This is a genomic window from Parashewanella sp. 2304DJ23-3 (genome assembly GCF_056591695.1).
This window is the reverse complement of record NZ_JBWQOH010000001.1, coordinates 932577-958069: the sequence shown is the minus strand read 5'-3', so window position 1 is coordinate 958069 and position 25493 is coordinate 932577. Positions and strand designations below refer to the sequence as shown.

24 protein-coding genes are annotated in these 25493 nt (G+C 40.9%); 18 read left to right on the top strand and 6 right to left on the bottom strand.

The genetic code is table 11. The features are described 5' to 3' along the window. Positions 1 to 2: 2 nt before the first annotated feature. The 6 genes from fliE to AC1EU2_RS04200 are packed head-to-tail and all read left to right on the top strand — an operon-like array spanning position 3 to position 5566. Positions 3 to 338, top strand: a complete 336-nt coding sequence (gene fliE / locus AC1EU2_RS04225; protein WP_480296743.1) for a flagellar hook-basal body complex protein FliE — start codon at positions 3 to 5, stop codon at positions 336 to 338. Positions 339 to 361: 23 nt separating this feature from the next. Further along, entirely contained in the window at positions 362 to 2071 is a 1710-nt protein-coding gene (gene fliF / locus AC1EU2_RS04220) for a flagellar basal-body MS-ring/collar protein FliF (RefSeq protein WP_480296742.1), read from the top strand. 1 nt (position 2072) lies between these two features. Next, on the top strand, positions 2073 to 3059 hold the full coding sequence (locus AC1EU2_RS04215) for a flagellar motor switch protein FliG (protein ID WP_480296741.1): 987 nt from the start codon (positions 2073 to 2075) through the stop codon (positions 3057 to 3059). A gap of 14 nt (positions 3060 to 3073) precedes the next feature. Beyond that, a complete protein-coding gene (gene fliH, locus AC1EU2_RS04210; RefSeq protein WP_480296740.1) occupies positions 3074 to 3841 on the top strand; it encodes a flagellar assembly protein FliH in 768 nt (255 codons plus the stop codon). Beyond that, positions 3828 to 5156 (top strand): FliI/YscN family ATPase, encoded by a 1329-nt coding sequence (locus AC1EU2_RS04205; RefSeq protein WP_480296739.1) that lies wholly within the window; start codon positions 3828 to 3830, stop codon positions 5154 to 5156. Before fliH ends, AC1EU2_RS04205 begins: the two co-directional genes overlap by 14 nt. Beyond that, entirely contained in the window at positions 5153 to 5566 is a 414-nt protein-coding gene (locus tag AC1EU2_RS04200) for a hypothetical protein (protein WP_480296738.1), read from the top strand. Before AC1EU2_RS04205 ends, AC1EU2_RS04200 begins: the two co-directional genes overlap by 4 nt. Here AC1EU2_RS04200 and AC1EU2_RS04195 read toward each other — a convergent pair. The 6 genes from AC1EU2_RS04195 to flgA form a co-directional block, all read right to left on the bottom strand. Next, a complete protein-coding gene (locus AC1EU2_RS04195; protein WP_480296737.1) occupies positions 5563 to 8895 on the bottom strand; it encodes a hypothetical protein in 3333 nt (1110 codons plus the stop codon). The two genes, AC1EU2_RS04200 and AC1EU2_RS04195, sit on opposite strands and share 4 nt — an antisense overlap. Positions 8896 to 9043: 148 nt before the next feature. Further along, positions 9044 to 10981: a hypothetical protein gene (locus AC1EU2_RS04190; protein WP_480296736.1), complete on the bottom strand. Its 1938-nt coding sequence runs from the start codon at positions 10979 to 10981 to the stop codon at positions 9044 to 9046. A 108-nt stretch (positions 10982 to 11089) separates the two neighbouring features. Continuing rightward, positions 11090 to 11521 carry a flagellar protein FlgN gene (locus AC1EU2_RS04185; protein WP_480296735.1) on the bottom strand — a complete coding sequence of 144 codons (432 nt, stop codon included), beginning with the start codon at positions 11519 to 11521 and terminating at the stop codon, positions 11090 to 11092. Positions 11522 to 11540: 19 nt separating this feature from the next. Continuing rightward, entirely contained in the window at positions 11541 to 11828 is a 288-nt protein-coding gene (gene flgM, locus AC1EU2_RS04180) for a flagellar biosynthesis anti-sigma factor FlgM (RefSeq protein ID WP_480296734.1), read from the bottom strand. A gap of 160 nt (positions 11829 to 11988) precedes the next feature. Beyond that, complete coding sequence (locus AC1EU2_RS04175; protein WP_480296733.1) at positions 11989 to 14322, bottom strand: hypothetical protein; 2334 nt, start codon at positions 14320 to 14322, stop codon at positions 11989 to 11991. Positions 14323 to 14473: 151 nt separating this feature from the next. Then, positions 14474 to 15142 (bottom strand): flagellar basal body P-ring formation chaperone FlgA, encoded by a 669-nt coding sequence (flgA, locus tag AC1EU2_RS04170; protein WP_480296732.1) that lies wholly within the window; start codon positions 15140 to 15142, stop codon positions 14474 to 14476. A 157-nt stretch (positions 15143 to 15299) separates the two neighbouring features. On the opposite strand from flgA, the gene AC1EU2_RS04165 reads away from it, so the two are divergent. From AC1EU2_RS04165 to AC1EU2_RS04110, 12 genes are all read left to right on the top strand, one after another. Beyond that, complete coding sequence (locus AC1EU2_RS04165) at positions 15300 to 15650, top strand: flagellar basal body rod protein FlgB (protein ID WP_480296731.1); 351 nt, start codon at positions 15300 to 15302, stop codon at positions 15648 to 15650. An 8-nt stretch (positions 15651 to 15658) separates the two neighbouring features. Beyond that, positions 15659 to 16078, top strand: coding sequence for a flagellar basal body rod protein FlgC (gene flgC / locus AC1EU2_RS04160; protein WP_129948434.1), 420 nt, complete (start codon positions 15659 to 15661; stop codon positions 16076 to 16078). Between the two features lies 1 nt (position 16079). Continuing rightward, positions 16080 to 16742 carry a flagellar hook assembly protein FlgD gene (locus AC1EU2_RS04155; protein WP_480296730.1) on the top strand — a complete coding sequence of 221 codons (663 nt, stop codon included), beginning with the start codon at positions 16080 to 16082 and terminating at the stop codon, positions 16740 to 16742. 38 nt (positions 16743 to 16780) lie between these two features. Continuing rightward, complete coding sequence (gene flgE, locus AC1EU2_RS04150) at positions 16781 to 17986, top strand: flagellar hook protein FlgE (RefSeq protein WP_480296729.1); 1206 nt, start codon at positions 16781 to 16783, stop codon at positions 17984 to 17986. A gap of 11 nt (positions 17987 to 17997) precedes the next feature. Continuing rightward, positions 17998 to 18726 carry a flagellar basal body rod protein FlgF gene (locus AC1EU2_RS04145; protein WP_480296728.1) on the top strand — a complete coding sequence of 243 codons (729 nt, stop codon included), beginning with the start codon at positions 17998 to 18000 and terminating at the stop codon, positions 18724 to 18726. A 62-nt stretch (positions 18727 to 18788) separates the two neighbouring features. Next, positions 18789 to 19574 (top strand): flagellar basal-body rod protein FlgG, encoded by a 786-nt coding sequence (gene flgG, locus AC1EU2_RS04140; protein WP_129948430.1) that lies wholly within the window; start codon positions 18789 to 18791, stop codon positions 19572 to 19574. A gap of 81 nt (positions 19575 to 19655) precedes the next feature. After that, the gene (gene flgH / locus AC1EU2_RS04135; RefSeq protein WP_480296727.1) at positions 19656 to 20342 is read left to right on the top strand and encodes a flagellar basal body L-ring protein FlgH; all 687 of its coding nucleotides are present in this window, start codon (positions 19656 to 19658) and stop codon (positions 20340 to 20342) included. Between the two features lie 40 nt (positions 20343 to 20382). Then, complete coding sequence (locus AC1EU2_RS04130; protein WP_480297074.1) at positions 20383 to 21507, top strand: flagellar basal body P-ring protein FlgI; 1125 nt, start codon at positions 20383 to 20385, stop codon at positions 21505 to 21507. Then, positions 21507 to 21920 carry a rod-binding protein gene (locus AC1EU2_RS04125; RefSeq protein WP_480296726.1) on the top strand — a complete coding sequence of 138 codons (414 nt, stop codon included), beginning with the start codon at positions 21507 to 21509 and terminating at the stop codon, positions 21918 to 21920. Before AC1EU2_RS04130 ends, AC1EU2_RS04125 begins: the two co-directional genes overlap by 1 nt. A 20-nt stretch (positions 21921 to 21940) precedes the next feature. After that, positions 21941 to 23314, top strand: coding sequence for a flagellar hook-associated protein FlgK (gene flgK, locus AC1EU2_RS04120; RefSeq protein WP_480296725.1), 1374 nt, complete (start codon positions 21941 to 21943; stop codon positions 23312 to 23314). Between the two features lie 62 nt (positions 23315 to 23376). Further along, a complete protein-coding gene (gene flgL, locus AC1EU2_RS04115) occupies positions 23377 to 24300 on the top strand; it encodes a flagellar hook-associated protein FlgL (RefSeq protein WP_480296724.1) in 924 nt (307 codons plus the stop codon). Positions 24301 to 24385: 85 nt separating this feature from the next. Continuing rightward, on the top strand, positions 24386 to 25408 hold the full coding sequence (locus AC1EU2_RS04110; RefSeq protein ID WP_480296723.1) for a hypothetical protein: 1023 nt from the start codon (positions 24386 to 24388) through the stop codon (positions 25406 to 25408). Positions 25409 to 25493 lie beyond the last annotated feature (85 nt).

Genomic DNA, 25493 nt, shown 5'->3' with positions numbered 1-25493 from the left:
AAATGAATGCTTTAGACACAAATAACCAATCGTTACTGCAACAACTTGACCGCTATAAAGAAGTAGCGAAAGGTGAAATTACCATTCGTCGTAATCCTGATGAAATTGGTGGGACTGAAGCATCATTTTCTGACTTAATGGCACAAAAAGTTTCTGCGATTAATACCGATCAAAATACATCATCTGCATTGATGCGCGCTGTTGACAGTGGACAAAGTGATGACTTAGTTGGTGCTATGGTCGCATCTCAAAAAGCCAGCCTATCTTTTTCTGCAATGGTTCAAATACGTAATCGTCTCGTTCAGGCGTTTGATGACGTAATGAAAATGCCTATTTAATTTTATCTTTGGAAATTCGCACTATGACAATGACGTTAACCCAACCTGAGCCGAAAGTGATCACCGAAGAGCAAAGTGGCAACTTGCTTTTATCAATGAAGCAAAAATGGCATAGTTTCAATGGCAGCGATAAGCAAGTACTCGTGCTAGCTGTGTTAGCAATTGTAGTAGCTTGTGTGATTGTGCTGGCGTTATGGAGTGCCAGTCAAGGCTACCGTGCTTTATACGGTAAGCAAGAGCAGGTGGATACTTCGAAGATCATTGAAGTGCTAGAGTCTGAAGGCATCAATTACCAGCTTGAAACTAATACCGGATTGATTTTAGTACCTGAAGAGAAATTGGGGGCAGCCCGCATGTTGCTGGCTGCACGTGGTGTGAAAGCCAAAGTGCCATCAGGTATGGAAGCGTTAGATAAATCTGGTATTGGCACCAGTCAGTTTTTGGAGCAAGCGCGCTATCGTCATAGTCTCGAAGGAGAGTTGGCTCGTACGATTATGGCCTTAAAGGTCGTTCGTAATGCTCGAGTGCATCTTGCGATCCCAAAGAAGTCATTATTCATACGAGAGAAACCCGAGCTGGCTTCTGCATCAGTTATGTTGGACTTATACGCAGATGCCAGCCTAACACCACAGCAGATTGAATCGATTGTTAACTTGGTTTCTGGCAGCGTTATGGGGATGAAGCCTGAACGAGTCCAAGTTGTAGATCAAGAAGGTAACCATTTAAGTTCAGTGATCAATATCGGCGAAGACATGACTCAGTCACGTGACCGCCAATTGAAATACACCAATGAACTTGAGCAGAGCCTCATTGAGCGTGCATCAAACATGTTACTGCCTGTACTTGGTCAAGATAATTTTAAGGTGCAAGTTTCGGCTAAGGTTAACTTCAATCAAATTGAAGAGACTAAAGAATCATTAGATCCATCTACCGTGATACGTTCTGAGCAGCTATCACGTGATGAAAGTAATTCAGACTTAGCATTGGGCATTCCTGGTGCACTCAGTAATCAGCCGCCAACAACAGGCAGTGAAGCGGATAAGAATCAACGTCGTAATCTACGTGAGCAAAACAATCGCCAATTTGATGTAGGTCGCTCAGTTAAGCACATTAAATATCAACAAATGCAGCTTGAAAGTTTGTCTGTTTCAGTCTTACTCAATAGTGCGGCCGCAGGTGAAGCAGGTTGGACCGACGCACAACAGCAACAGATCAGTCAAATGGTTCGAAATGCGATTGGTTACAGCGCTGAGCGTGGCGATCAATTTAGTGTCAACAGCTTTAGCTTTGCCCCAACTGTTGTCGCACAATTTGAGCCAATGCCGTGGTGGCAGTCAGAAACGTACCAAGTGTATTTGCGTTATTTGATTGGTTGTTTGCTTGGGTTTGGTTTGATTATTTTTGTTCTGCGCCCTCTGGTTAAACACCTAACTCGCACCGTAGAAAACGAATTTGAAGACAACAGCAACCATGATGCTAAGCCGTTGTTAAGCGCAGAAGAGCAACAAGCAGAATCTCTAGGTGCCTTGCCAAAATCAGCACAAACACCAGAGCAAGCTGAGTTATCTGAAGCTGAGTGGATGCACTTACATGGACTACCAGAGCCAGGCTCACCACTGACGGTCAAACTTGAGCATTTAGGCTTATTGGCAGAGAAAGAACCTGCACGAGTTGCAGAAGTGATTTCACACTGGATAAAAGATAAAGAAGTCGAAGAGAGTAAGGAACAGTAGTATGAACAATGTAGAGCAAGCGGCAATGTTACTGCTGAGTATGGGCGAAAAAGGGGCGGCACAAGTGATGGCGCATCTTGATCGCCATGATGTACAGCACCTTAGTCATAAAATGGCTCGACTTTCTAGTATCAGCCAGCATGAAGCCGACGAAGTTCTAGGTCGGTTCTTTAGTCAGTATCGAGAACAATCTGGTATTGCTAGAGCATCACGTTCTTATCTGCAAAAAACCTTAGATTTAGCCTTAGGCGATCGAGTCGCTAAGAGTTTGATCGACAGTATTTACGGTAACGAGATTAAAACGCTTGTAAGACGTCTAGAATGGGTTGACCCACAACTTCTTGCTAAGGAAATTGCTTATGAGCATTGTCAGCTTCAAGCTGTTCTTCTTGCCTTACTGCCTCCTGAAAGCGCAGCTCAAGTGTTACAAGAATTACCTGAAACTGTTCAGGACGAAGTATTAGTTCGTATTGCCCAGCTCAGTGAGCTTGATAGAGATGCGGTCGATGAACTGAGACAGTTGGTTGAGCGTTGCATGCTGATCGCAATGGAAAAGAGTCACACCAAAGTATCTGGTGTCCGCCAAGTGGCCGATATTTTGAATCGTTATGACGGTGATCGTGAGCAGCTGATGACCATGATCAAGTTGCATGATACTGATCTTGCGAGTGACGTTACTGACAATATGTTTGATTTCATTATTCTTGGTCGTCAAAAGCCGGATGTTTTACAAGAAATTATTTCAGTTGTGCCACCTGAAATATTAGCAGTAGCCATTAAAGGCATCGATTTTGAACTGAAAGCCATCATTATGACGGCGTTACCAAAACGAATGTCATCAGCAATTGAAACACAATCTGAAGCTTTAGGTTCTGTACCGTTAAGCCAAGCGATTGCTGCTCGTAAAGAGATTATGCAGTTGGCGAAACAAATGAACGATGACGGCGAAATTGAGCTGCAGCTATTTGAAGAACAAGTTGTGGAATAGGAAGTAAGGACGATATGAAACCTTCGAACTTAGTATTTAATAAATCAGCGCCGCGTAATGTTCGGTTGCATCGTTTTCCGCCTCTATTGCAATCGGCCCATGAACAGGAATTGCAAGATGCCACAGCTGCATGGGATGACTATCAAGCCAAATTTGATAAAGGTTATGACGAAGGTTTACAGCAAGGGCATGATGCCGGTTTTAGCTCAGGTGAAGAACAAGGTAAACAAGCGGGTTATAATGTGGGCTTCAAGCAAGGATTAGCTGAAGGGCATTCGCAAGGGCGATCACATCTTGAATCCCAACTAAACGATATGATTACTCCGCTTTCTGCACTAAAAGAAACGCTAGAAGACGGTCATAACCAGCACATTTTACAGCAGCAGGATTTAATTCTAGAACTTGTACGTAAAGTTTCTCAGCAAGTGATTCGCTGTGAATTAACTCTACAGCCAACACAAATATTAACGCTTGTAGAAGAAACCTTAGCGGCACTACCAGATGATGCCAAGCAGGTTAAAATTCATTTAGAGCCCACCGCAGTCAGCAAGTTACAAGAACTCGCTGCTGATAAAATTAAAGATTGGAAACTTGTTCCTGATGACGGTATTTCTGCTGGTGGTTGCAGAGTCGTAAGTGAACATTCTGATGCAGATGCTTCAGTAGAGACTCGCTTAAATACCTGTATGGATCATGTGGCCAATAAATTGGTAGAGATCAATCAAAACCAAACCGTTCAAACAGAAGCAGCTCAATCAGAGGAAGCGCATGTCGCCGACTGAAGCGGTAATTCTTGATTTTCCTGCCGTTCCGGTTGCTCAAGTTTACGGGCGACTGACTCGAGTCAATGGCTTATTGCTTGAAGCCGTGGGTTGCCAAATGGCGACTGGCGAGCCTTGCAAAATTGAATGCCGTGATGGTCGTTGGATAGAAGCTGAGGTGGTTGGCTTTCATAAAGAAACTCTTTGCTTAATGCCTGTAGAGCACCCTCATGGTTTAATGCCTGGTGCAAGAGTATTGCCCATTTCGGATCATCGCAGAATGCCATTTGGCGATAAGCTTCTTGGTCGTGTTATCGATGGTTTAGGGCAACCGATTGATGAACTTGAAGCCCATATTGACAATAAACACAGTCGTGCTCATAAAAACCTAAACCCATTAAAACGTAAACCTATTACAGAAACTTTAGATGTTGGTGTAAGAGCGATAAACGCATTAACGCCGATCGGTCGCGGTCAACGTTTAGGTTTATTTGCTGGCTCAGGTGTCGGTAAATCAGTGTTGTTAGGAATGATGACTCGGTTCACCGAAGCTGAAGTGATTGTTGTAGGTTTAATTGGTGAGCGTGGTCGTGAAGTAAGAGAGTTTATCGAAGATTCACTCGGTAGCGAAGGGATGCAACGTGCAGTTGTCGTAGCCGCTCCAGCCGATACAACACCTGTCATGCGCAAACGTGCCATGTTGCTTTGTCATCAAATAGCCGCTGATTTTAGAGAGCAGGGCAAGCAAGTATTACTATTGGTCGATTCGCTTACCCGTTACGCACAAGCACAACGTGAAATTGCACTGAGTTTAGGTGAGCCGCCTGCAACAAAGGGTTATCCGCCATCAGCATTCGCAACCTTACCAAGTTTGGTAGAAATGTCGGGGAACAGTCAGCATGCTGTCGGAACGTTAACCGCTTTTTATACCGTATTAAGTGAAGGCGATGACTTGCAAGATCCGATCGCTGATTCTGCCAGAGCAATTTTAGATGGTCATATTGTGTTGAGTCGTCAACTTGCCGAACAAGGGCACTTTCCTGCAATTGATGTGTGTGCCTCTGTGAGTCGTCTGGCTACTCAAATCTCCACCGAGCAACAATTAGAGCATGCAAAATTACTGCGTTTGTTGCTGAGTAAGTATAATGAAGTGAAAGCATTAATTCCATTAGGTGGCTATCAAGCTGGGCAAGATCCGCAGTTGGATGTAGCCGTAAACAGCTATCCAAAGTTGGCTGAGTTTTTACAGCAAGGAATGAATGAACTCGCAAATATTGAGCAAACATTAGCAAGCCTTGATGGCTTGATGACACAACTGACAGGTGTTCAACGATGAGCGCTTTGAAGCTGCTGAGTAAACAGGAGCAGAAAAAGCTGTCTGCTCTTGCTAATGAAAAGCAGCAATCGCAATTAAAGCTCAGTCAATTGGAAATGCAGCAACAAGCATTACAACAGGCTGCTAGTAGCTATGCACAGCAGCGCTACCAGCATACTAACCCAATGTTATTGAATAATAGCGTTGAAATGAGTTTGGCGTTAGAGCCGATTAAAAAGCAGCTCACTCGCCAACAAATGTTGCATACTCAAGAGCAGCTACGAGTTGAGAAGCTTTGGCGCAGGCAGCTGGGGCGTCATTTGGGGTTAGAAGTCGCATTAAACAATGCTCGTGTGGAAAAACAGAAGTTGTTAGTGAAACAAGAGCAAACTCAAACGGATGAGTTTGCTTGTCGGAAATATGAATTCTAATTTTGATCTTCAGTTAAGGTGATCTTTAAAAAACGGTTTTCATCTATGAAAAATGCTACATAATCACCCAAATACGGAATGCTAATTAGGTTTTTAAGAAACTCGTCTGAGATGGATTTATCTATTAACTCCCTTGATTCTTCATCACATTTCGCTAAATAGAGCATAAATCTATCGGCAAGTTCAGACTTATCATCATCAGGGCCTAGTTTTCGAGCGTCCGCTCGTTGTGTCATTTGTTGAAATTCGTGCTCAAAAAGAGCGGTCATTAGCACAACTCCTGCTTGCCTATTTGTTTCATCCCTATATGTTGCACCTACAAATGTTAAAACTTCTTCAGCCGGTATTTCTGATAATATACCTAGTAATGTTTTCGATGAGATTGAGTCTTTATTTTCCGGTGAAGCAAATAGGTGTGCAATAATTTGACTGCGATTATTCATCGATAATGACTGTAATATATCAAAAGCTGTATTTGCGTCAGTTTCAGAAATGATTTTTAACCAATTGGCATATTCAACGGTTCTTTCCTTAGATAGTATTTGATCCTTAGAAGCAAATTCTTTTAATGCTTCTCCTACTTTCTCAGGATTACTTGTATAGACATTTTTCATTCCAACTTCATTGAGCCCAGCTCTAAATAACAATTCTAGATAAACTTTATTGTCTAGTTTTGCACTTTGTAATTTCTCTACATCTTTAAGAATTTTTCGTCCCGAGAAGGATTCATTTTTTCTAAGTATAGATTGGGTTTTATCAAAACCAGCCCCTCTAAACCGCTTCTCAGCCTGAAAGTGTATTTCAGGTCTATTTAATTCGATTACTCTCAATACTCTTTGAAGATGCTGAGGTCTAGAAGTTCTCAACGGAAAATAAGATTCGGTTTCGGGAAGTAAGCTAATAATTCCATTCCAGTTGTCGTGTTGTAAAATAGCTAATAGTTGTTCGTCTGAAAATGATGGTTCGAGAACTGCTCTTTGCAATAACTGAAGTGGCAATATTGCCGTAGAAGGTGATTTTACTTCAACTATTGGCAGGAATAGTAAGGCCTCATTAGTATATTGAGGTAAAGATTCAATTAAAAACTCCATTATTTGGGGATCACCTTCAAACATAGTTAAATCAGTTTGCACAAAGGTGCCTGAACCTTTCAGTGTCTTTAATAGTGGAAGACTAATAGTTCCGTCTAGTGCAGATTGTTTGAACATTTCCAGTACCTGCTTTGAGTGAGTAGGGGCCACTAAGCTCACTAAGCACTTTAAATAGTTTTCTTTTATAGGAGGAGTTAAGCCTTCCGCCCATAGAGTGCGAATTGCATCAAGCTGATTAGGGGCAGATTCAATTTTATGTTTAAAAAGGGTTTTAACTAAAAATTCTGGATAAACTGTTTTAGCATTTGGTTGGCGGGGCTTTTTATCTGAATCGAAAGAAGGCTCTATTACGCTCATCAATATAGAAAGTTGTTGTTCGCTTAAAGTCTTACAAAACTCAGCTAAAGCCATCTGTTGTACACTGGCTAAATGCTCTTCACTAGCAATTGTGAGTGCTTTTTTCCAATACTGCTCTGGGCAATTAAAGCAAAATTTAAAGCCTACCATACAATCACTTTTAACTAGTTCTGTAAGAGCTGTACTAAATTGTGGATATGCAAAAAGTGCTTTAAAGAAATTAGGATCTTCAACTGCTTTGCTTAAATCCGAAGAAATAAAGACTAAAACATCACTCAAGTAAGGAAATAAAAGCTTTGTTGGCACCTCAATATCGTAGTGCTTAACAAGAGATATAAGAAACTTATTAAATTCTTTGGGGTCGTTAACTTTGAGCTCTTGTATGTAGCTTTGAAAACCTGACGAGCGTAAAAGGCAAGTGAAGCTGTCAGCCGTTAGGGTAGATAAAAAATCATCTAAAGCTCGTTCTGTATTTAGCAAATGCACACCACTAAAATCTTCAGTTTCATAATCGCCTTTGTGTATATGAATTGATTCTTTAAACGAACGAAACAATATTGCTTCTTTTTCTTCTGGGCTCAGACCGTCCATTGATTGGAGTTTTTCAGCGGCAGCTGGTGGGTTATGAGATGCTAACAAATGCGTTAACTCAATCAGGTTTAGAGCTTTTTTATTTATAAGTTCCGAAGATACAGGTAGCTTTTTGATGTTCGTAAGTAATAAACCTAATTGTTCCTGTGTACATGAGTTAATAAATTTATCTAAACCTTCTGGATCCAATAAGAAAGGAAGCAATAGCTCTGACAGTGCCTCTTTATCACAGTGTTTTATAAGAGACTTAAGGAAACTATTATATTCTTCGGGTTCGCTATCTTTAAGTTTTTGTATGTGGCTTTGAAAACCTGAAGAGCGTAAAAGGCAAGAGAAGTTTTCAACCGTTAGAGAAGATAAAAAATCATCTAAAGCCCGTTTTTTATTTATAGAAGGCTCGACTGTAACGTCTTCAGGCTCATACTCACCTTTGTGTATATCAATTGAATCTATAAATAAACGAACCAATAAGGCTTCTTTGTCTTCTTGGCTCACTCCGTCCATTAACTGGAGCTGTTTAGCGGCGGCTGGTGGATTGTGAGAGGCCAAGTGATAAGCTAGTTCAATTGTATTTAGAGCTTGTCTATTTGTGAGCCCTGAAGGTTCAGGTAGCGCTTTGAGATTTGATAGCAGTTGACTTAGTTGTTTTTGTGTACATTTATTAATAAAGTTTTTTAAGCTTTCAGGATCCAATTGATTTATTAATGCTGCAGGATTGATTGAATTACTATGAATTGAGTCAGCAAAAAGTATTACCTTCATTAGTCCTGTTAATTCTTCAAATTGTTTTTGGTCAGCATGATCTTCGTCCTCAAGGTCAGATTCAGCGATTTGAGAAGTCTGTTCTAAAACTGCTGATGTAATAGAGTGGGTAAGTTGGCGTGCTGTACCTGTAGATGAAATGCTTTGATCTGGAGAGGTCATAACATATCCGTATCCTCCATTATTTGCTAAAGATAGTGATGTTCCGAAATTAATACTGCCCATCATGGAGCTATTCAGCCCTCTAATACTCATTAATAGCTGTTCTTCAAAGGTTTGTACTATAGACCAGTCATTTAAACTTTGGAGTTCAACACTCTCAGCTGCTTGAGCTTCATGAAAATCTGTAACTATTACTGATAGCTTGCTTTCATCTGTTAAGTGAGCATTGAAAGTGGCAACAGAGCCGTTATTAAATGTGTATTTGAAAACGGTTTTACCATCACTAGATAAATTTGCGGCGGTAATTTGATAGTGATACTCATCTACTGATCTATCTGAACTGAATCTTGCTCCGAGCTCTGCCATATTGAATGTATGTGATTTGCCATACCATAATATTTATTGAAAAAGCATATTGAAACAATAAAAGTTAAGGAAACTTAATGTATTTGATAGTTTGAGTTTAACAATTTGAAATTAACTTTTAGCTTCGAAACAAGCGTTGCCTCTTATGTTAAGACGTTAACTCAGACTGCTTCTCTATAATGCTCTTAATCTTATTAGGGTAGTTTTGCCAAGTCACTTCAGCCCAATCTACTTTTGTAGCGGCAAATTTTTTGTGTTTAAGCAGTGAAAGTAAGATGTCAGCTCTTAATGCTGCTTCATCTTTTATGTTTTGTGAGGTATTAATTTTAGGTGGTTTTGTTAAGAGGTTTTCTGGTGACATTTCACAATATGACAAATACATTGCAAATACCCAATGAAGTAGTTGGGTTACATCATTTGTTGACGTTTTAGAATCTTGTGACAGGTAGTCAGTTAACGCTATATACATCTTTTGAGGATTATATTTACAAGCCAGCTGCATCTCTTGGAATGTTTTGTTTGTTTCAAAAAGAAACTCGGGATGAATTTTGGCTATATCCCTCAATTGTCTGACACCCTCTGGACTTTCACTTTGTGGAGCTTCGAGCCATATGGCTCGGATATCCTGCTCTCTTGCTTGAGTGAACCTTGCTCGTTGCTCAATGTCACGAGCAGTGAAAAAGCAAACACCCTCGATAAAATTGTCCATATTCGGTCGATGTAGTCGGATTCCGTCAATTAATCCATAAGTCAATATCTTCTGATAACAGAGTCTGCTGCAACTTTTGTCCCATAATGCTATTTTTTGAATGATTCCTACGTTGCTGTAAGCACTGATTATTGAAGCTAATCGTTTATCTGATATCTTTTCATCGTAAATGGTGTGGGATAATAACCGATAAAATACTTCATGATTGAGTTCAGGGTTAAAGTGCCTTAACAACTTCAAAGTATTCATTGGGTCATTTTTTAGGGCACTTAATAAAAAAGGCTCCAGATTTTTGTCTTCTATAAACTCTTTAGTGTTTAAGCCGCTTGCTTTTATTAGCATACTTAATTGCTTGTAATCTAACTCGCTAGAGTTTCTTGTTTCAAGAAAAAGCGCTTTAAAAAAGCCACTTTTGTCTCGAAGTTGGCTGTTCTCCCAATTGCTCCAATGACTTTGTTGAAAAAAATCTAAAATTGCAGAAGAAATTGAATCCAACATCATAGTTACATCCTGTTCAGGGATTGCCTCCAGCATAGCCGATGTGAAATTGCGAAAAAGCTGAGGTGAAGATCTGGCTGCCTGCCGCATATTATCTTGAAATTGTTCTGAGGAGACTAAAAGTTTAAGTTCAGACTCAGAAAGCTTTTCAATATATGTTTTAAGTTTTTTACTAATGCCGTCAGATTGAGGTGTTTCTGAACAGTCTTTATTTCTTTCACGTTGGAAGTGGTAATTAAATGCAGCAGCTAATATCTTAGCTTTTAATGTATTGCATTTGGAGCCTGTTAGATCAGCTAACTTCATAGCAACGTCGATATTACGAAATGAAATGAATGTGAGGCCTCTCTCTCCAAAAATTAGAGGTGGGATCTTATCTTTGTCATCTTGGGTTGTAAGGCCGCCTTGTATAGCTACTGATTCTGTATAAGGACTTGGAACTTGCTGGTCTAGATACTTTATGCCAACTTCTTTTAATTCATGCATTAATTGACAAGCTGTTTCTGGAGGGTGGCAATGAGATAAGACTGCTAAACAGTTTTCTGCATGAAGTTGAGTCTTCGGATCGGTGCATTGAATTGCGCCACTTCGTAATGCATCATTCAGTACTCTTGCTTTGTAATCTGATTTAATTACTCTTTCAATTTCAGTTTCGTTATCTACCTCTTCAGATACATCATGCCCGTGCTCGACATGAAATTTGTGCACTGACAGTTTAACTTTGGTATCAGACAGTTTTTTTATTTGCATGGTTACTTGAAATTTTTCATTTAACTCCACACTAAAATAAATTGGTTCCTCATCGGTTAAGTCATAAATAGCATCTTGTCGATATGTATCGGAAGTCACATGAAGTGGAAGAGGTGATGAACTTTCCATGAAAAATAAGCTTAAGAAACCATATCTACTTTTATCTAATGGCATCACTTAATACAATTGTTTATGAAGTAAGCTTAATTTTTTAATTAAGCTTACTGAGGAATGATATTATTGATCTTTAGAGTATGTAGGAGGTTCTGTGGTATTCAGTAGCTTGTTAATCACCTGCATTTGATCAGCAAGTAATTCACCATTGGCGTCGTTTAGTTGTTGGCTTTGTTCAATCTGAGAAACTAAACCTTGCCAAAGAGTTAGTGCTTTGCCTTTTCCTGGAGCCGGCAGGGCATTAATCAATCGCTCCATACCAATGTTATTGGCAGGTAACCCAAGATTACTCAGCAACTGACTACGATAAACCGCATTTTTTTTTAATAGCTCGCACAACGCTTGTTGCTGCTGATTATGCTCACCGAGTTTGTCGTTGTCTCGCTCAAGCATCAACTGCCTTTGTGTTTCAAGGAGCTTAGTCAGTTTATTGTAGCCATTAATGTCACGATTAATGCCTTCAATGAGGGCTCTAACTATTTCTTTTTTTGTCATCGGTTGCTCAAATTACAGCTTATTTATTGCCATGTTGCTTCGACATTGCATCTGCAATTTGTTCAATATCGACACTAAAAGAACCATTTTTAATTGATTGCTGAACTTCGGTGATTTTTTCTAAATTAACTTCCGCAATTGAAGCCAACTGTTCTTGAGCTTGAGAAAGCAGCTCAAAATCATGACTGATCTTTGCAGGGTTACTCTCTGAAGTTACTACTGGTTTCTCAGCTGCAGAAGCACTTTTAGTCGCCGCTGGTTTTGCTGTATTAATGGATGTCGTTTGATTAAATTTACTGATTTCCACTGAATCAATTCCTATATCTACCTTCTATCACATAATAAGCGACAGCAAGATTGAAAAACTAAAACCAAGTTCTAATTTTTCCTTTTGAACAGGAAGCTTGAGGCGTGCTTTTTAAAAGTAATCTCATTATGAATGAAATCAATAGATAGCTGAGATCACTTTATTGAGGAGTATATTCTATACCTAGGCCACGTAATATTTCTGTATCTGCGGGCAGCTGACCATTTTGAACTTGCCTTTGAACTTGGGATTGCAGAGCTCTCACCCTAGCGTGAAACTCTTGCAGTCTTTGTTGGAATTTGTCAGAACGGAAAATAACATGAATTAATTCAGGGTTATTTATATGCTGTAGATATAGCTCGGTTTTTTGGCAAGGATGTTGTGGAAATATTGGATTCGGTGAATTTCTATCGATTACATCTGAAACATCATAATCCAGAATATCTTCAAGTAATTGCTGGCCTAAACTATCCTGTTTATTTTCATATAAGTAATTAACCATTGCCATGGCTTTTTCTGGTGAAAGTGAGTACAAGAGTCTTTGTCTCACAGCTTTAGGGGAAATCATTTGATATGGTGAAGCGCCAACTATAGCCTCGGTGTTGACTCCGTACTCCCAAAATGGTGCAGTCATAAAATCAGCTAGTTTCTCACTCGTAAATGAATCGCAAATTTTGTCCATAAAGCGATCTTGACACAATGTATAAATCCAGTGAGTTAGATTATGTATTTGTTCTTTACTGAGCTCTCCTGTTTTCACTGCTTCCATTAAGGTTGAGTCGGTAAGAATTCTGATACGAGCCGCAACTCCTATTCCTCTCGTTCGAAGTAGGATGAATGTTTGTTCAGGTGTATAATCTTTATCTAATATGGATTCAGGGTTAAGTCCCAGCATTGTAAGGTATTTTTCCGGATAGTCGGAGTCTTGCATTAAAATGTCTCTTGACAGTATATTTTTTAGGGAGTCACAAGCTTCTGATTTAGTGTTAGTTAATAGCCCTAAAATGATTGCTCCAACAAATGCTTCTCTTCGTGGCTTATCGGTACCGAACTCTTGATCTTCCAAATCATAAAGTGCCATTGCAAACTGTGGTGATGACGCTACTAACTCTTGAATTGCTGAAATAACAGCTTCATTTTGGATTGCATCGGGTGAATCTCTTCGGCAATTCATTAAAATAATATTGCATGTATTCATGAGTGATGGAGGCCATTGTTCAAAGGTTTTGCTTTTATTATCTTCTAGGATTTTGACTGCTTGAGTAACTGATTTCAGCACCGTCGAGTAGAGGTCACACCGAAGTTTACTGCCTGTAGGTAAGTCATCGATATTTCTCGCCACATTCTCAATAAAGCGTAACTTATTTATGTTGAGAGGAGGGGCAACATGTTCTAAATGTTCAGTTAAAAATTCAGGGTGATAAAGGAGTGTAGTTAGATCAGTAATACTAGATAGCTCCCTCCATATTGTGTCTGTATCTTCTGTTGTGCTTAATCTAGGGCAAGGATAATGGCTAATGCTAGAAGTATGAAAATTTTGCATTAGTTTTACCGCCTTTGCAGGATCATTACTACATAGCTTCTCAAGCTCATTAGTAAAGCCATTAGCTTGCAATAATGCTCTCGACTGACTCTCCGTTAATTTAATGTCTGGATTTCCTTCCAACAACTGAATAATGCCACTGTTCAATTGGTTTTGAATTTCAGGAGTGGTATTGCTGCTTGTTAAGTTGAGGAGTTTAAAATAAACATGTAACAAGGCGTTCGGAGTACAGTGACTGTCTAGAGCTTCAAATACTTGCATATCATCAATAATATTTTTGGCATTTTGTTTCTCTACTTCATCGATGATATTCAAAAACTTTGCAGTTGTATGACTTTGGTGAATTGATTTAAGGGATTGACACAGTTCATTAAGTGTTATGTTGTCTGTAGACGGGTGATGCAGTAAAGCTGCACCAACAGAAAAGTTATTGTTAAAAATTTCAGCAAATTGGTCGACAGTCAGTTTTGTTGATTGTTCTTGTACTGCTACGTCGCAAAATGCGGTATCGCCAACCCTTGATTCATCGAAATGAATTTGGGTTTTGCTTAACTCCTGTAAAGCCTCCTCAGCTTTTGCCCCTCTTGTCGCAGCAAGAAATTGGGTCAATTCATTGGGTGAAGCTCTTAATTCACCGAAAAATTGTTTAATGGATATATTATGCAGTTGATCACTTGCCATCAGGTGAACTTTATACTGCTGAGCTATCGCTAAGTCTCTTGAGTCTGTAGAGACTGTGGACATAAACTCGCTCACAACTCCACTCTTAATTGGCTCAACAGTTATATGATCTTTAGATGGCCGACAAACATTTAATTTCCTTTTCGAACCATCAAGCAATGTGATTTCGATAGATTGTTTTTTATTAGAGGAAGGTTTTGAATTTAATGCAGAAAAATTCACTTTTTGCAAAAAGTCAGACACTTGTGCTTGATTCAGTTTCGTGGCCATCTTAGCCTCCCTAAAATCCAAATTCTGTAATTTGAATGGTTTGGATTTTAGGGAATAAGATTAGCTATTTCAAGGAAGTAAATTTTAATTAACATGTTGTAAATAAAGGTTATTTAATGAATATTGGTTAATGTTTACTTGGTCGTGATAACTAAAATCGAGTTTCAACTTTTCCTTTACCAATAGGGTATGCCAGTATCACTTTGCCTGAGCTTAAGTTCTTCACTTTAATGGCTCGACCTTCACCACCTGATTGTAAAGCTTCGCCTTTCATATTGGCTGAAAAGCCATTGGCATTAGCTTCAATAATGACTTGTTCTCCAGCCATTATCCAAATATTACTTATGAGTTGTTTTGCTTGAATTGCTTTTAAACGTCTAAGTTTATGATTTACTCGTTTTCCCAGTAATTGAGACATTTGAGTGATGATTTGCGTTTGAGATGATGGATATTTAACCCATTGCATTGTCAAAACGTCGGGCTGTATTACTTGCCCTCGTTGTAGTGTTTCTTTGGTCACTGGCAACAAAGCTTTGACTGAGAGTTGGCTTCTTATCATTGCTGCACGATTGGGAGATGAACAGCTTGCCCTCCATTGCTGTACACCCAGCAATTTATCACTCTTTTTGGTGAAACGAATCTCTGACGAGCAGTTACTTAATGCTGAAACTGCTCTGCTGCTTCTTAATGTTAACTCAGGTTGTATTTGCTCAATTTTTTTCAATTGTTGCCAGTTATCTACGAGCTTAAAAATGTGAGTTTTCAGCTGCTGCTCTACCTCAGATTTATTATTTTCTGCCTGTGACAAAAGCGGAAACATCAATAAAAGGCCTAGTAGGAAGTAGGAAGTTCCGCTTCCTATATTTATTGATTTTATTGTGTAACCTTTTGAAATGTAGTGGGTATTATTTATTGGCACGATAGTTGTTATTTGTTCTGCATCGTTGATTATTTGCAATACCATACTAGGAGTCGTAATGGCTATCAATCTAGATGCAGCATTAGGGGTACATCCACAGGCTTTGGATGTCAGAGTGGAACGCAGTAAGTTGCTGGCTGGTAACTTAGCCAATGCTGAAACACCAGGTTTTAAAGCACAGGATTTAGATTTTAAAACCATTATGACTAAAGTCGATATGGGCGTTCAAGTTGATCGCAACTACCAAGCGATGTATCGCATCCCACATCAAACCTCAGCTGACAACAATACTGTTGAGCTCAATAAAGAACAGGCTCGTTTCTCACAAAATTCGATGGATTATCAAACCAGTTTAACTTTCCTGAATTTAAAGATTTCCGGTTTGAAAAAAGCGATAGAAGGACAATAGGGAACGTTATGTCATTCGGAGATATATACCAAATTGCGGGTGCTGGCATGCAAGCACAAACGGTTCGATTAAATACGGTGGCCAGTAACTTAGCGAATGCAGGTGCGGCGGCAGAGAGCCCGGAACAAGCTTTTCGTGCATTAAAACCTGTCTTTTCTACGATTTATCAACAAACCGATCAAGGTCGAGTTTCAGGGGCGCACGTTCAGGTCGCTGCTGTTGTTGAAAGCGATGCGCCACTCGAGATGCGTTACGAGCCGCATCATCCACTTGCAAATGAAGAAGGGTATGTCAGCTATTCGAATGTGAACACAGTGCAAGAGATGGCAGACATGATGGCAGCCAGTCGCAGCTTTGAAACCAATGTAGAAGTGATGAATCGTGCTCGCTCTATGCAGCAAGGACTCTTGAGATTAGGAACGAACTAAGATGCAAACAAATGCCATTGCGAACAGTACAAATCAAGGTTCTGACAATAATATTGGATTGAACTCTAATGATCCGTCAGCACTCAGAAACGAATTCATGACCTTGATGATCGCCCAGATCAACAACCAAGATCCGACTGACCCGCTTGATCCCAACGAGTATGTATCTCAGTTGGCACAGTTTTCACAAGTTGAGAGCTTAGAGAACGTAACTAAAAACCAATCGACTCAAATGACCATGCTGGAGAATTTAGGCATTGTGCAATCTGCCAATCTAATTGGTAAACAAGCCATGGTGCCAGCGAGTTCATTTGAACTCAACGAGGAAGCGATTCAAGGCAAAGCCTATCTTAAGAGCTCTGCTGAAAACCTTACTGTGGAAATTAAGAACAGTCAGGGTGAAGTGGTTCAAACATTAAATCTTGGTTCTCAAGACGCAGGTGATATTGCTTTCAATATTGATCCGCAAGCACTCGGGCTTCCAAAGGGCGACTATAAGATCAATGCCGTTGTACTCAATGGTGAAGATACCTCAGTAGCTGATACCTTTTTACAAGCTGAGATTGAAAGAGTTCATTTCTCCAGTGCTAAGGGCACCATGATTGCTGAGCTCAGTAACGGACTTGAATCTACTTCGGTACTGAATATTTCAGAAGTTTCATAAGCGTCGGAAGTTTAAAAGAATAAATAGGGATTACATCCATGTCTTACAATATTGCGTTAAGTGGCTTAAAAGCAACATCACAAGATTTAAACACCATTAGTAATAACATCGCTAACCAATCTACGGTTGGTTTCCGTGGAGGCCGTAGCGAGTTTGCAGCAATTTATAATGGCGGCCAACCAGGTGGTGTAGGTGTGTTATCAACATCACAGAATTTTGCATTAAGCGGTAACCTGACTTACACCGGTCGTGAGCTGGATATGGGACTGCAAGGTGATGGCTTTTTTGTGTTGAACAGTCAAGACGGTAATACAGTTTATGCTCGTGCTGGTATGTTTATCCAAGATGCAGAAGGAAACATTGTTGACCCAGCAGGTAACAAATTACAAGGCTATGCAACCAATAATGGCCTACTGCAAACCGGTAATGTCACGGACTTAACAGTACAAACAAGTGCTCTACCTGCCAAAGCAACCACTGATATCGGCTTAGTTTCAAATTTTGATGCTCGTGTTGATGAGATTGATCCAGTGGCTACACCGTTTGATCCGGATGACGCATCAACTTTCCACTCTTCAAATACGGTTTCGGTATTTGACTCTTTAGGCAGCGAGCATGCGTTAACTCAGTACTATGTGAAAACAGGTTCTAATAGCTGGGACGTTCAGTTCCGTATGGATGGCGAAGATGTTACGCCAGCAGGTGGTTACAACATGACATTTGATACTGACGGTAACTTAACCTCGGCATCAAGCTTAAATTTGAATATCACTAATCCTGCGATCATTGGCGGTGCATCAGCACTGAATTTTGATGTCGACTACCAGAGCAGTACGCAATATGCAGCGGCTTATAACAATTCTAGCTTGAGTCAAAATGGTTATACCTCAGGTGAACTGAACGGAATTCGTTTGGATGAAAACGGCCAGCTCTTCGGTACGTACACCAATGGTCAAGAACAGTTGCAAGGTCAAGTTGTATTAGCGGACTTTACCAACCCGAATGGTCTGGAACCAATCAGTAACAATGCTTGGACGGCAAGTAATGAAGCAGGTCAACCAATTCTAGGCACACCTTCGACAGGGACTCTAGGTTCGTTAAAAGGTGGTTATCTAGAAGGTTCTAACGTTGATGCGACAGCCGAGATGGTCAGTCTGATGACAGCTCAGCGCAATTATCAATCAAACGCCAAAGTACTTGATACCAACTCTACGATGCAGCAAGCCCTGCTTAACGTGATCTAAGGATATTTACGATGGATCGAATGCTTTATACCGCAGCAGCAGGTGCGACTCGAACCCTTGAGGCTCAATCTATTCGAGCCAATAACTTAGCGAATGCTGAAACAACAGGTTTTCGTGCAGATCTTGAACGTGTTGAAGCAAAATGGCTACAGCCTACAGGCGATAGTTTACCAACTCGTGTGTTAGCTCAAACTCAATCTGCTGATTTCAGTCAGCAATACGGTCAAGTGAACACAACTGGGCGCACGTTAGACGTGGCGTTACGCGGTGAAGGCTTTTTAGCCGTTCAAACGCCAGAAGGTGAAGCCTATACTCGTAATGGTGCAATTGAGCCAGATTCGGAAGGTCAGTTAACCATTAATGGTTTTCCTGTTGTGGGTGTAGACGGTCCAATCGTACTTCCTGAATTTCGTGAACTGTTTGTTGGTAATGACGGCCGCATTAGTGCGTTGACAGGCAATAACATTTTTCCTGAAGAAATTGGGCAGTTGAAATTGGTCAATCCTGAATACGCTGAGATGCAAAAAGGATTGAACGGCATGATGTATACCCAAGCTCCAGCAGCCGTGAACGATGAAGTCACCATCGACAGTGGCTTTTTAGAGTCGAGTAATGTGCAAGCCGTTAATGAACTCATCGCTTCAATGGATCTGACTCGTCAGTTTGAAGTGCAAGTGAAGTTAATGAAAAGTGCTGAACAGATGGCTCAAGCGGGCAACAAGCTGCTGAGAAATAGTTAATTACTGATATTTCAATCATACCTGCGATTGCAGGTTGACTAAGAATAATAAGGAACGGATTCATGCAATCTGCTTTATGGGTCAGCAAAACAGGTCTGGCCGCTCAAGATAAAAAGATGACGACCATTGCCAACAACTTGGCAAACGTAAATACCACGGGTTTTAAACGTGATCGTGTTGCATTTAACGACTTGTTTTATCAAATGCAACGTCAACCAGGTGGTCAAGTAGATGCACAAAACGAATTGCCTGCAGGTATGCAAATCGGTACAGGTACTCGTGTTGCTGGTACACAAAAAATCTTCACGACAGGTGATTTAAAAACAACGAATCAGCAGTTGGATTTAGCGATTGAAGGACAAGGCTTTTTGCAAGTAGAAGAAGCTAATGGCGATATCGCTTATACCCGTGATGGCCAACTGTATCGTAACAGTGACGGCTTGATTGTGACTTCTCAAGGCTTGCCTTTACAACCGAATATTGAAATTCCAGAAGATGCTTTAAGCATCACTATCGCAACTGACGGTATTGTCTCAGCACAAATTGCTGGACAAGGTGATTCACAAGAACTCGGACAGATTACCTTGGTTAATTTTACCAACCCTGCAGGGTTGGAAGCTCGAGGTAATAACTTGTACCACGCAACGGGGGCTTCCGGTGCAGCCATTGAAGGTATTGCAGGTGAAGACGCTTTCGGGCAGCTACGACAAGGTGCGCTTGAAGGCGCAAACGTCAATGTGGTTGAAGAAATGGTGGAAATGATTTCAACGCAACGCGCTTATGAAATGAACGCCAAAGTAGTGTCGTCGTCTGACGAAATGCTGCAGTTCTTGAATCAAGCGATGTAATGGTAAGTACCGTAGCACATGAAATCCACATTCTGACTTACTCGACTTCGTGTGCTTGGATATTTGATTAAGGTTGACACCATGATTACCTCTAGTTTTAGTACGATAAAAAAATATCTTGTTGTTTTGCCATTGTTGTTGGCAGGATGTGCTTCACACTTTCCAGATGAAAGAGCTCAACCTGGCGGTAAAGAATGGTCACCACCGGAAATTGATTACAGCTTACCTGAAGCGAAACACGGCAGCGCTTATCGTCCAGGTTTTTTATTAACCTTGTTCAATGATAAACGTGCTTTTCGCCAAGGGGATATTCTCACGGTTTCGTTGAACGAACGCACTCAAGCAAGTAAAAGTGCAGGTACGCGAACGGCCAAAGATTCAGGGCTTAACTTAGGGGCGCAAGTTTCTGGTGATAACACCAGTTTTAACGGCTCAGCGAATGTGAATTCAGGAAAATCGTTCAATGGCAATGGTTCAAGCTCTCAACGAAACCAATTGACAGGATCGATTACTGTCACTGTTTCTAAAGTGTATCCAAATGGAACATTGCATATCAGAGGTGAGAAGTGGCTGAGCCTAAATCAGGGTGATGAGTTCATTCGTATTTTAGGTCTAGTTCGTACCGACGATATTAATAATGACAATACCATTTCTTCGCAACGAATTGCGGATGCACGCATTGTATATGGCGGTCAAGGTGCCGTTGCCGATAGCAACGCCATGGGTTGGGCATCACGCTTCTTTAATAGCCCTTGGTTCCCGATGTAAGGCACTCGCAATGTATGTAAGTAATATGAGCAAAAGTAATATGAAAAAAAGCTTCTTATTCTGTTTGTTTTCTTTACTGCCTTTTTTGAGCTTACACACTCAAGCGGCACAAACTCGCTATTTAATGGATATTGTGGATGTGCAAGGTATCCGTGATAACCAGCTGGTGGGTTATGGTTTAGTCGTTGGCTTAAATGGGACGGGTGATCGCTCTCAAGTACGGTTTACCAGCCAGTCGGTCGTTAATATGCTCAAACAATTTGGTGTGCAAATCGATGGCCGTAATGATCCCAAATTAAAAAACGTTGCCGCAGTAGCTATTCACGGAAATGTGCCCCCATTAGCCAGCCCTGGGCAAAAAATCGATGTGACCGTTTCTTCGCTAGGTGATGCTAAGTCATTACGTGGTGGTACGTTATTGATGGCACCGCTTCGCGCTATTGATGGCGAAATTTATGCGGTTGCTCAAGGTAATCTTGTTGTAGGCGGGATCTCTGCTGAAGGAAAAAGCGGATCATCTATTACGATTAATTCTCCGACAGTAGGCACTATCCCTGGCGGTGCTCTGTTGGAGAATTCCCTTTCCAGTAGTTTTTCAGATGATGCCAATATTGTGCTCAACTTGCGTAACCCAAGTTTTAAAACGGCACGCAATATTGAGCGTGCCATTAATGGCGTATTTGGCCCCGAAGTCGCTGCAGCAGACAGCAATGCCAAAGTGATAGTTAAAGGTCCTTCATTACATCGTCAACGCGTAACATTCATGTCAATGTTGGAAGAGTTACAAATTGAACAAGGCCGAAAATCACCTCGAGTTGTATTTAACAGTCGTACAGGAACTGTAGTTATGGGCGGCGATGTTGTCGTACGTAAGGCCGCAGTAAGTCATGGCAATTTAACGGTATCCATTGTTGAGCGACAGCAAGTTAGCCAGCCTAACGGCGGTAACTTTGGTGATGCTGCAGGCGACACTGTGGTAACCAATGATTCAAGTGTTGATGTTGACTTAGGCAACGGGCGCATGTTCGTTTGGCAAGAAGGCATTGAACTCGAACAAGTTGTAAAAGCAGTGAACAGTTTAGGTGCTTCCCCGATGGATCTTATGGCAATTTTACAGGCATTGGATGAAGCTGGTGCGTTAGAAGCAGAGTTGGTCGTCATTTAATGAAATTAGAAAACTCCCACGGATATTTAAACCAGCTTAGTGCTGGTGACATGATCAAAACAAACGGCGAAAAGGGCGCACTTGAATTAGTGAGCCAACAGTTTGAAGCACAGTTTTTGCAAACCGTATTAAAACAAATGCGTCAAGCCAGTGATGTGTTGTCTGACGATGATAGTCCGTTGTCTTCACAAAATGATGGCATGTACCGTGATTGGCATGATGCAGAGCTTGCTGGACGTTTGAGCCAAATGCAAAGCACTGGGTTAGCTAAAGTTATGACAAAACAATTGTCAGCAGGACTTCAGACCGTTCAACCGAATGTCGCTTTAGAAAAACAACAAACAAATTCAGCGCCGGTCAGTAATACCACGGCCATGCAGGCGTCATTGATTTCACCGATTACCCACAAGTAAATCGGTTAGGGTAGAAATACATGAGCATGATTGACAACGGCTTATCAGGCTTAAATGCTAGCCGAGCGGCACTCAGTGCCACTTCCAATAATATCGCTAATTCGTTGGTGTCAGGTTACACCCGTCAGCAAGTGATGACGAGCTCAGCTGGCGGTGGCTTTTATGGCGAAGGTAGCGGTGTTCAAGTTGATGGCGTTAGACGCATCTCTGATCAATATGAAGTTGCGCAACTGTGGGCGACAGGTTCAGCTGTTGGTTATGCAAAAACACAAGCAACCTATTACGGTCAAGTAGAGAAAATTTTTGCAGGTGAAGGCAATAATATTTCAGCGGGATTAGATGATTTATTTGCTTCTCTCAACTCAGCACTGCAACAGCCAAATGAAATTGCTTTTCGTCAAGGAGTGCTGAATGAAGCGAACAATATTTCTCAAAGGTTTAACTCAATAAGCCAAGGGCTTAATACTCAAGTTAACCAAATCGAGGGGCAAATTAAGGCATCAGTTACGCAAGTGAATGCGCAATTGAAGAGTATTGCAGAGCTAAATGCTGAAATTCAAGCAAGCAGCAACGGTGGTAACGTACCGAGTGCACTATTAGATGCGCGTGATTCTCAAATCAACGAGCTTGCACAAATTTTGAATGTTGATGTGGTCAGTGCACCAAATGATATGGTGAACATCTCTTTGCCTAACGGCCAACCATTATTAGTTGGGGCAAAGTTCTCGACCTTAGAAACTCAAGTTGACCCGACAGATCCAAAGTTTAGTACTGTAAACATTAAGTTTGGCGATACTCGTTTTCCTGTCAACAACATCCAGGGCGGTAGCTTAGGTGGTATGATCGATTATCGCGATAATGAGCTAAAGCCTTCTTTTGATTTTATTGATGAACTTGCGACTCATTTCGCCACAGAGTTTAACACTGTGTTGGCTGCTGGGACTGATTTAGCCGGTGCTACTCCAACGAAAGATTTATTCATCATTGACCCTAATAACCCTGCTGGCAGTTTGAGAGTAACAGCAGACTTTACTGCTGAGGCGTTGGCTTTTGGTAAAGATGGTACGCCGGGGGACAACTCAAATTTGCGTGATTTTATTTCGCTTGCGACTAAAGGTATTTCCTTCGGCTCAATCGGTGCGACGACGACACTGAGTGATGCTTTTACCAGTAAAGTTGGAAGCCTAGGCAGCCAATCTAAGCAAGCTCAAACCAGTTTGACTACACAAATCCAGTTACAAAATGAAGCTCAAACTCAGTGGGCAAGTACCAGTGGTGTCAACATTGATGAAGAGGGGGCAAATCTGATCATTTATCAGCAAGCCTATCAATCAAACGCAAAAATTATTGCCATTGCAGATGAGCTATTTCAAACGGTTTTGAACAACGTATAGGTTTTAAGTACCCATGCAAATAAAACTAAGACTCTTCAATTACATTCACAAGGGTACTTATTATGCTAAGAATTAGTACACAAAATATTTATACTAACAGTGTATTTACGATTCAGCAGACGACGGCTGATATCGCAAAGTTAAACCAACAATTAGCAACAGGTAAGCAGCTGTTGCAACCTTCTGATGATCCGATTGGCTCTGTACTGGTCATGGCATCAGAACGTGATGTTGCTGAGACCAATCAGTTTATTGAAAATATCAATGCTCTGAAGACGGGCTTAAGTCGTCAAGAAACGCACCTTTCTAGCTTAGTCGATTTACAACACCGTATGCGCGAGATTACAACTTCTGCCAATAATGGTAGCTTGTCAGCTGAAGATCGTGCGGCCTATGCCTCTGAATTGGAAGAGTTGCTAGCGTCGTTCGTTGACTCTGTTAATGCTAAAGATGAAGGTGGAAACTTCTTATTTTCAGGAAATGAAACATCTACTGTACCAATCAGCACAGACGCATTAGGAAATTACGTTTATCAAGGTAACGATGGCCACCGAGAAGTGCAAACATCATCATCTTCTTGGATGACAGTGAATGTAACGGCTGATGAGTTTCTGTTTTCAAATCCAAGCACCGATATTTTAAATCAAACGCAGGCTTTTATTGATACGCTAAATGATCCCACGCTTTCACCGGGGCAACCAGCATTTGATGCCGTATCTAGTGGTATGCTGAATAGCTTAGATGATTCATTAACCAGCATTTCACAAGCAATTACGGTGATGGGTGGCAAACAAAATAGCTTGAGTTTGCAAGAGACAGCCCATTCTGAGCGAGTATTGTTTAACGAGCAGGTTATCGGTGAAACAGAAGGTTTAGATTACGCGAAAGCGATGTCTGAATTTAATGTGAAATTAACGGCATTGCAGGTAACCCAGCAAACATTCGTACAAGTGAGTCAGCTAACCTTGTTTGATCATATGCGTTAAAAACATTCTGATGTTTTTAGGTTCAAGGAATAACGTTATTATTAACCGACAAGAATGTCACACTGAATCAATCTGAGAGTTTTAAATGCTGACGCCCATTACTGACACTGGAAATTTAATTCGTACTGACGCCAAGCCAGTTCAAGCACCGTTAAAAGCGGAGCCACAACAAGCTGAGCGTATGACTGTTGCTCGTACTATTCCAGAGCACCGTCTTCAAAGTTACGCTAAATGGGCGAGTGTAGCGCAAGCTCAGCATTTAATTTCAGCGAATCAAGTTGCTGAGCAAGCATTAACGCAGATGCTTAAGCAGCTTCTGAAATTAAAAAAGCAGCTAGAAATGGCGCATACTCAAAGTGGTAGAGATCCGAACCTTACCTCACAGATGCAGTCCTCTATTGAATATCTGTTTTTGCAAGATGTTAGCTATCAAGGTAAACCGTTAATTGACCATCAACTCAACTTATTAAACCAAGGCCGCAGCCCGGCTAAATATTGGTTTAACTTTAAGTCTGTTGAATTAACCAGTATCAAACCCGTTGATGAGCGTATATCTCTGCAAATTGCGCAAAATTCGATCTCTCTGCTTTTGCCTAAGCACGTTGGGCAAGAACGATTGAGTCAACTGGTTGATTCAAGTCTCGCAAAAGCGGGGGTTAGGGTTCGGTTGCTTAATTCTGGCGAAGCGATTTACAGTTGTGATAAAGAATTATGGCAACAAGTCCAGCCTGGTATTGTGATGAGCGGTCAAGGTCAGCGTTTACCTGCAGGTGAAACACGAACTATAAAAGTTCAAGAAGTACTCAACTGGCAAGACCCTCGTGATTGGCAAATTGCCAATATTCAGCAGATAAAACAAACCGAAGCGAAAGTGCTTAAAACCATACGTAAAGTTGAAAAACAGCTAGCAGAGCTTAAAGCCAGTCAACAAGCGATTATTGATCGAATGATGGAAGTAAATCGCCAGCAAAATAATGAAGCTCAAATTCAGCAAGCGTTGCAACAACTCCAACAGCAAATGAGCAGCACACCATTTGTAAATCAAGTAACTTCATTGATGGCACAAGCGAATGTAAATCGTAATCAGGTTTCAGGAATATTGAAATAAAAACATTGCAATAAACCTGCGTTAAAAAGGTTAACTTTTTTAAACTAAACCTTAATTCTTAACTGTTATAAGTCATGATAATCTG

What these genes read in the sequence shown, in the direction of transcription:
- fliE (WP_480296743.1), top strand. Translation starts at nt 3, where the DNA reads ATGAATGCTTTAGACACAAATAACCAATCGTTACTGCAACAACTTGAC.
- AC1EU2_RS04125 (WP_480296726.1), top strand. Translation starts at nt 21,507, where the DNA reads ATGAAATTAGAAAACTCCCACGGATATTTAAACCAGCTTAGTGCTGGT.
- AC1EU2_RS04195 (WP_480296737.1), bottom strand. Translation starts at nt 8,895, where the DNA reads ATGGCAGAGCTCGGAGCAAGATTCAGTTCAGATAGATCAGTAGATGAG.
- fliF (WP_480296742.1), top strand. Translation starts at nt 362, where the DNA reads ATGACAATGACGTTAACCCAACCTGAGCCGAAAGTGATCACCGAAGAG.
- flgC (WP_129948434.1), top strand. Translation starts at nt 15,659, where the DNA reads ATGTCATTCGGAGATATATACCAAATTGCGGGTGCTGGCATGCAAGCA.
- flgL (WP_480296724.1), top strand. Translation starts at nt 23,377, where the DNA reads ATGCTAAGAATTAGTACACAAAATATTTATACTAACAGTGTATTTACG.
- AC1EU2_RS04200 (WP_480296738.1), top strand. Translation starts at nt 5,153, where the DNA reads ATGAGCGCTTTGAAGCTGCTGAGTAAACAGGAGCAGAAAAAGCTGTCT.
- AC1EU2_RS04190 (WP_480296736.1), bottom strand. Translation starts at nt 10,981, where the DNA reads ATGGAAAGTTCATCACCTCTTCCACTTCATGTGACTTCCGATACATAT.
- AC1EU2_RS04110 (WP_480296723.1), top strand. Translation starts at nt 24,386, where the DNA reads ATGCTGACGCCCATTACTGACACTGGAAATTTAATTCGTACTGACGCC.
- fliH (WP_480296740.1), top strand. Translation starts at nt 3,074, where the DNA reads ATGAAACCTTCGAACTTAGTATTTAATAAATCAGCGCCGCGTAATGTT.
- AC1EU2_RS04215 (WP_480296741.1), top strand. Translation starts at nt 2,073, where the DNA reads ATGAACAATGTAGAGCAAGCGGCAATGTTACTGCTGAGTATGGGCGAA.
- flgE (WP_480296729.1), top strand. Translation starts at nt 16,781, where the DNA reads ATGTCTTACAATATTGCGTTAAGTGGCTTAAAAGCAACATCACAAGAT.
- AC1EU2_RS04155 (WP_480296730.1), top strand. Translation starts at nt 16,080, where the DNA reads ATGCAAACAAATGCCATTGCGAACAGTACAAATCAAGGTTCTGACAAT.
- flgA (WP_480296732.1), bottom strand. Translation starts at nt 15,142, where the DNA reads ATGTTTCCGCTTTTGTCACAGGCAGAAAATAATAAATCTGAGGTAGAG.
- flgG (WP_129948430.1), top strand. Translation starts at nt 18,789, where the DNA reads ATGCAATCTGCTTTATGGGTCAGCAAAACAGGTCTGGCCGCTCAAGAT.
- AC1EU2_RS04130 (WP_480297074.1), top strand. Translation starts at nt 20,383, where the DNA reads ATGAAAAAAAGCTTCTTATTCTGTTTGTTTTCTTTACTGCCTTTTTTG.
- AC1EU2_RS04165 (WP_480296731.1), top strand. Translation starts at nt 15,300, where the DNA reads ATGGCTATCAATCTAGATGCAGCATTAGGGGTACATCCACAGGCTTTG.
- AC1EU2_RS04145 (WP_480296728.1), top strand. Translation starts at nt 17,998, where the DNA reads ATGGATCGAATGCTTTATACCGCAGCAGCAGGTGCGACTCGAACCCTT.
- flgK (WP_480296725.1), top strand. Translation starts at nt 21,941, where the DNA reads ATGAGCATGATTGACAACGGCTTATCAGGCTTAAATGCTAGCCGAGCG.
- AC1EU2_RS04175 (WP_480296733.1), bottom strand. Translation starts at nt 14,322, where the DNA reads ATGGCCACGAAACTGAATCAAGCACAAGTGTCTGACTTTTTGCAAAAA.
- AC1EU2_RS04205 (WP_480296739.1), top strand. Translation starts at nt 3,828, where the DNA reads ATGTCGCCGACTGAAGCGGTAATTCTTGATTTTCCTGCCGTTCCGGTT.
- AC1EU2_RS04185 (WP_480296735.1), bottom strand. Translation starts at nt 11,521, where the DNA reads ATGACAAAAAAAGAAATAGTTAGAGCCCTCATTGAAGGCATTAATCGT.
- flgH (WP_480296727.1), top strand. Translation starts at nt 19,656, where the DNA reads ATGATTACCTCTAGTTTTAGTACGATAAAAAAATATCTTGTTGTTTTG.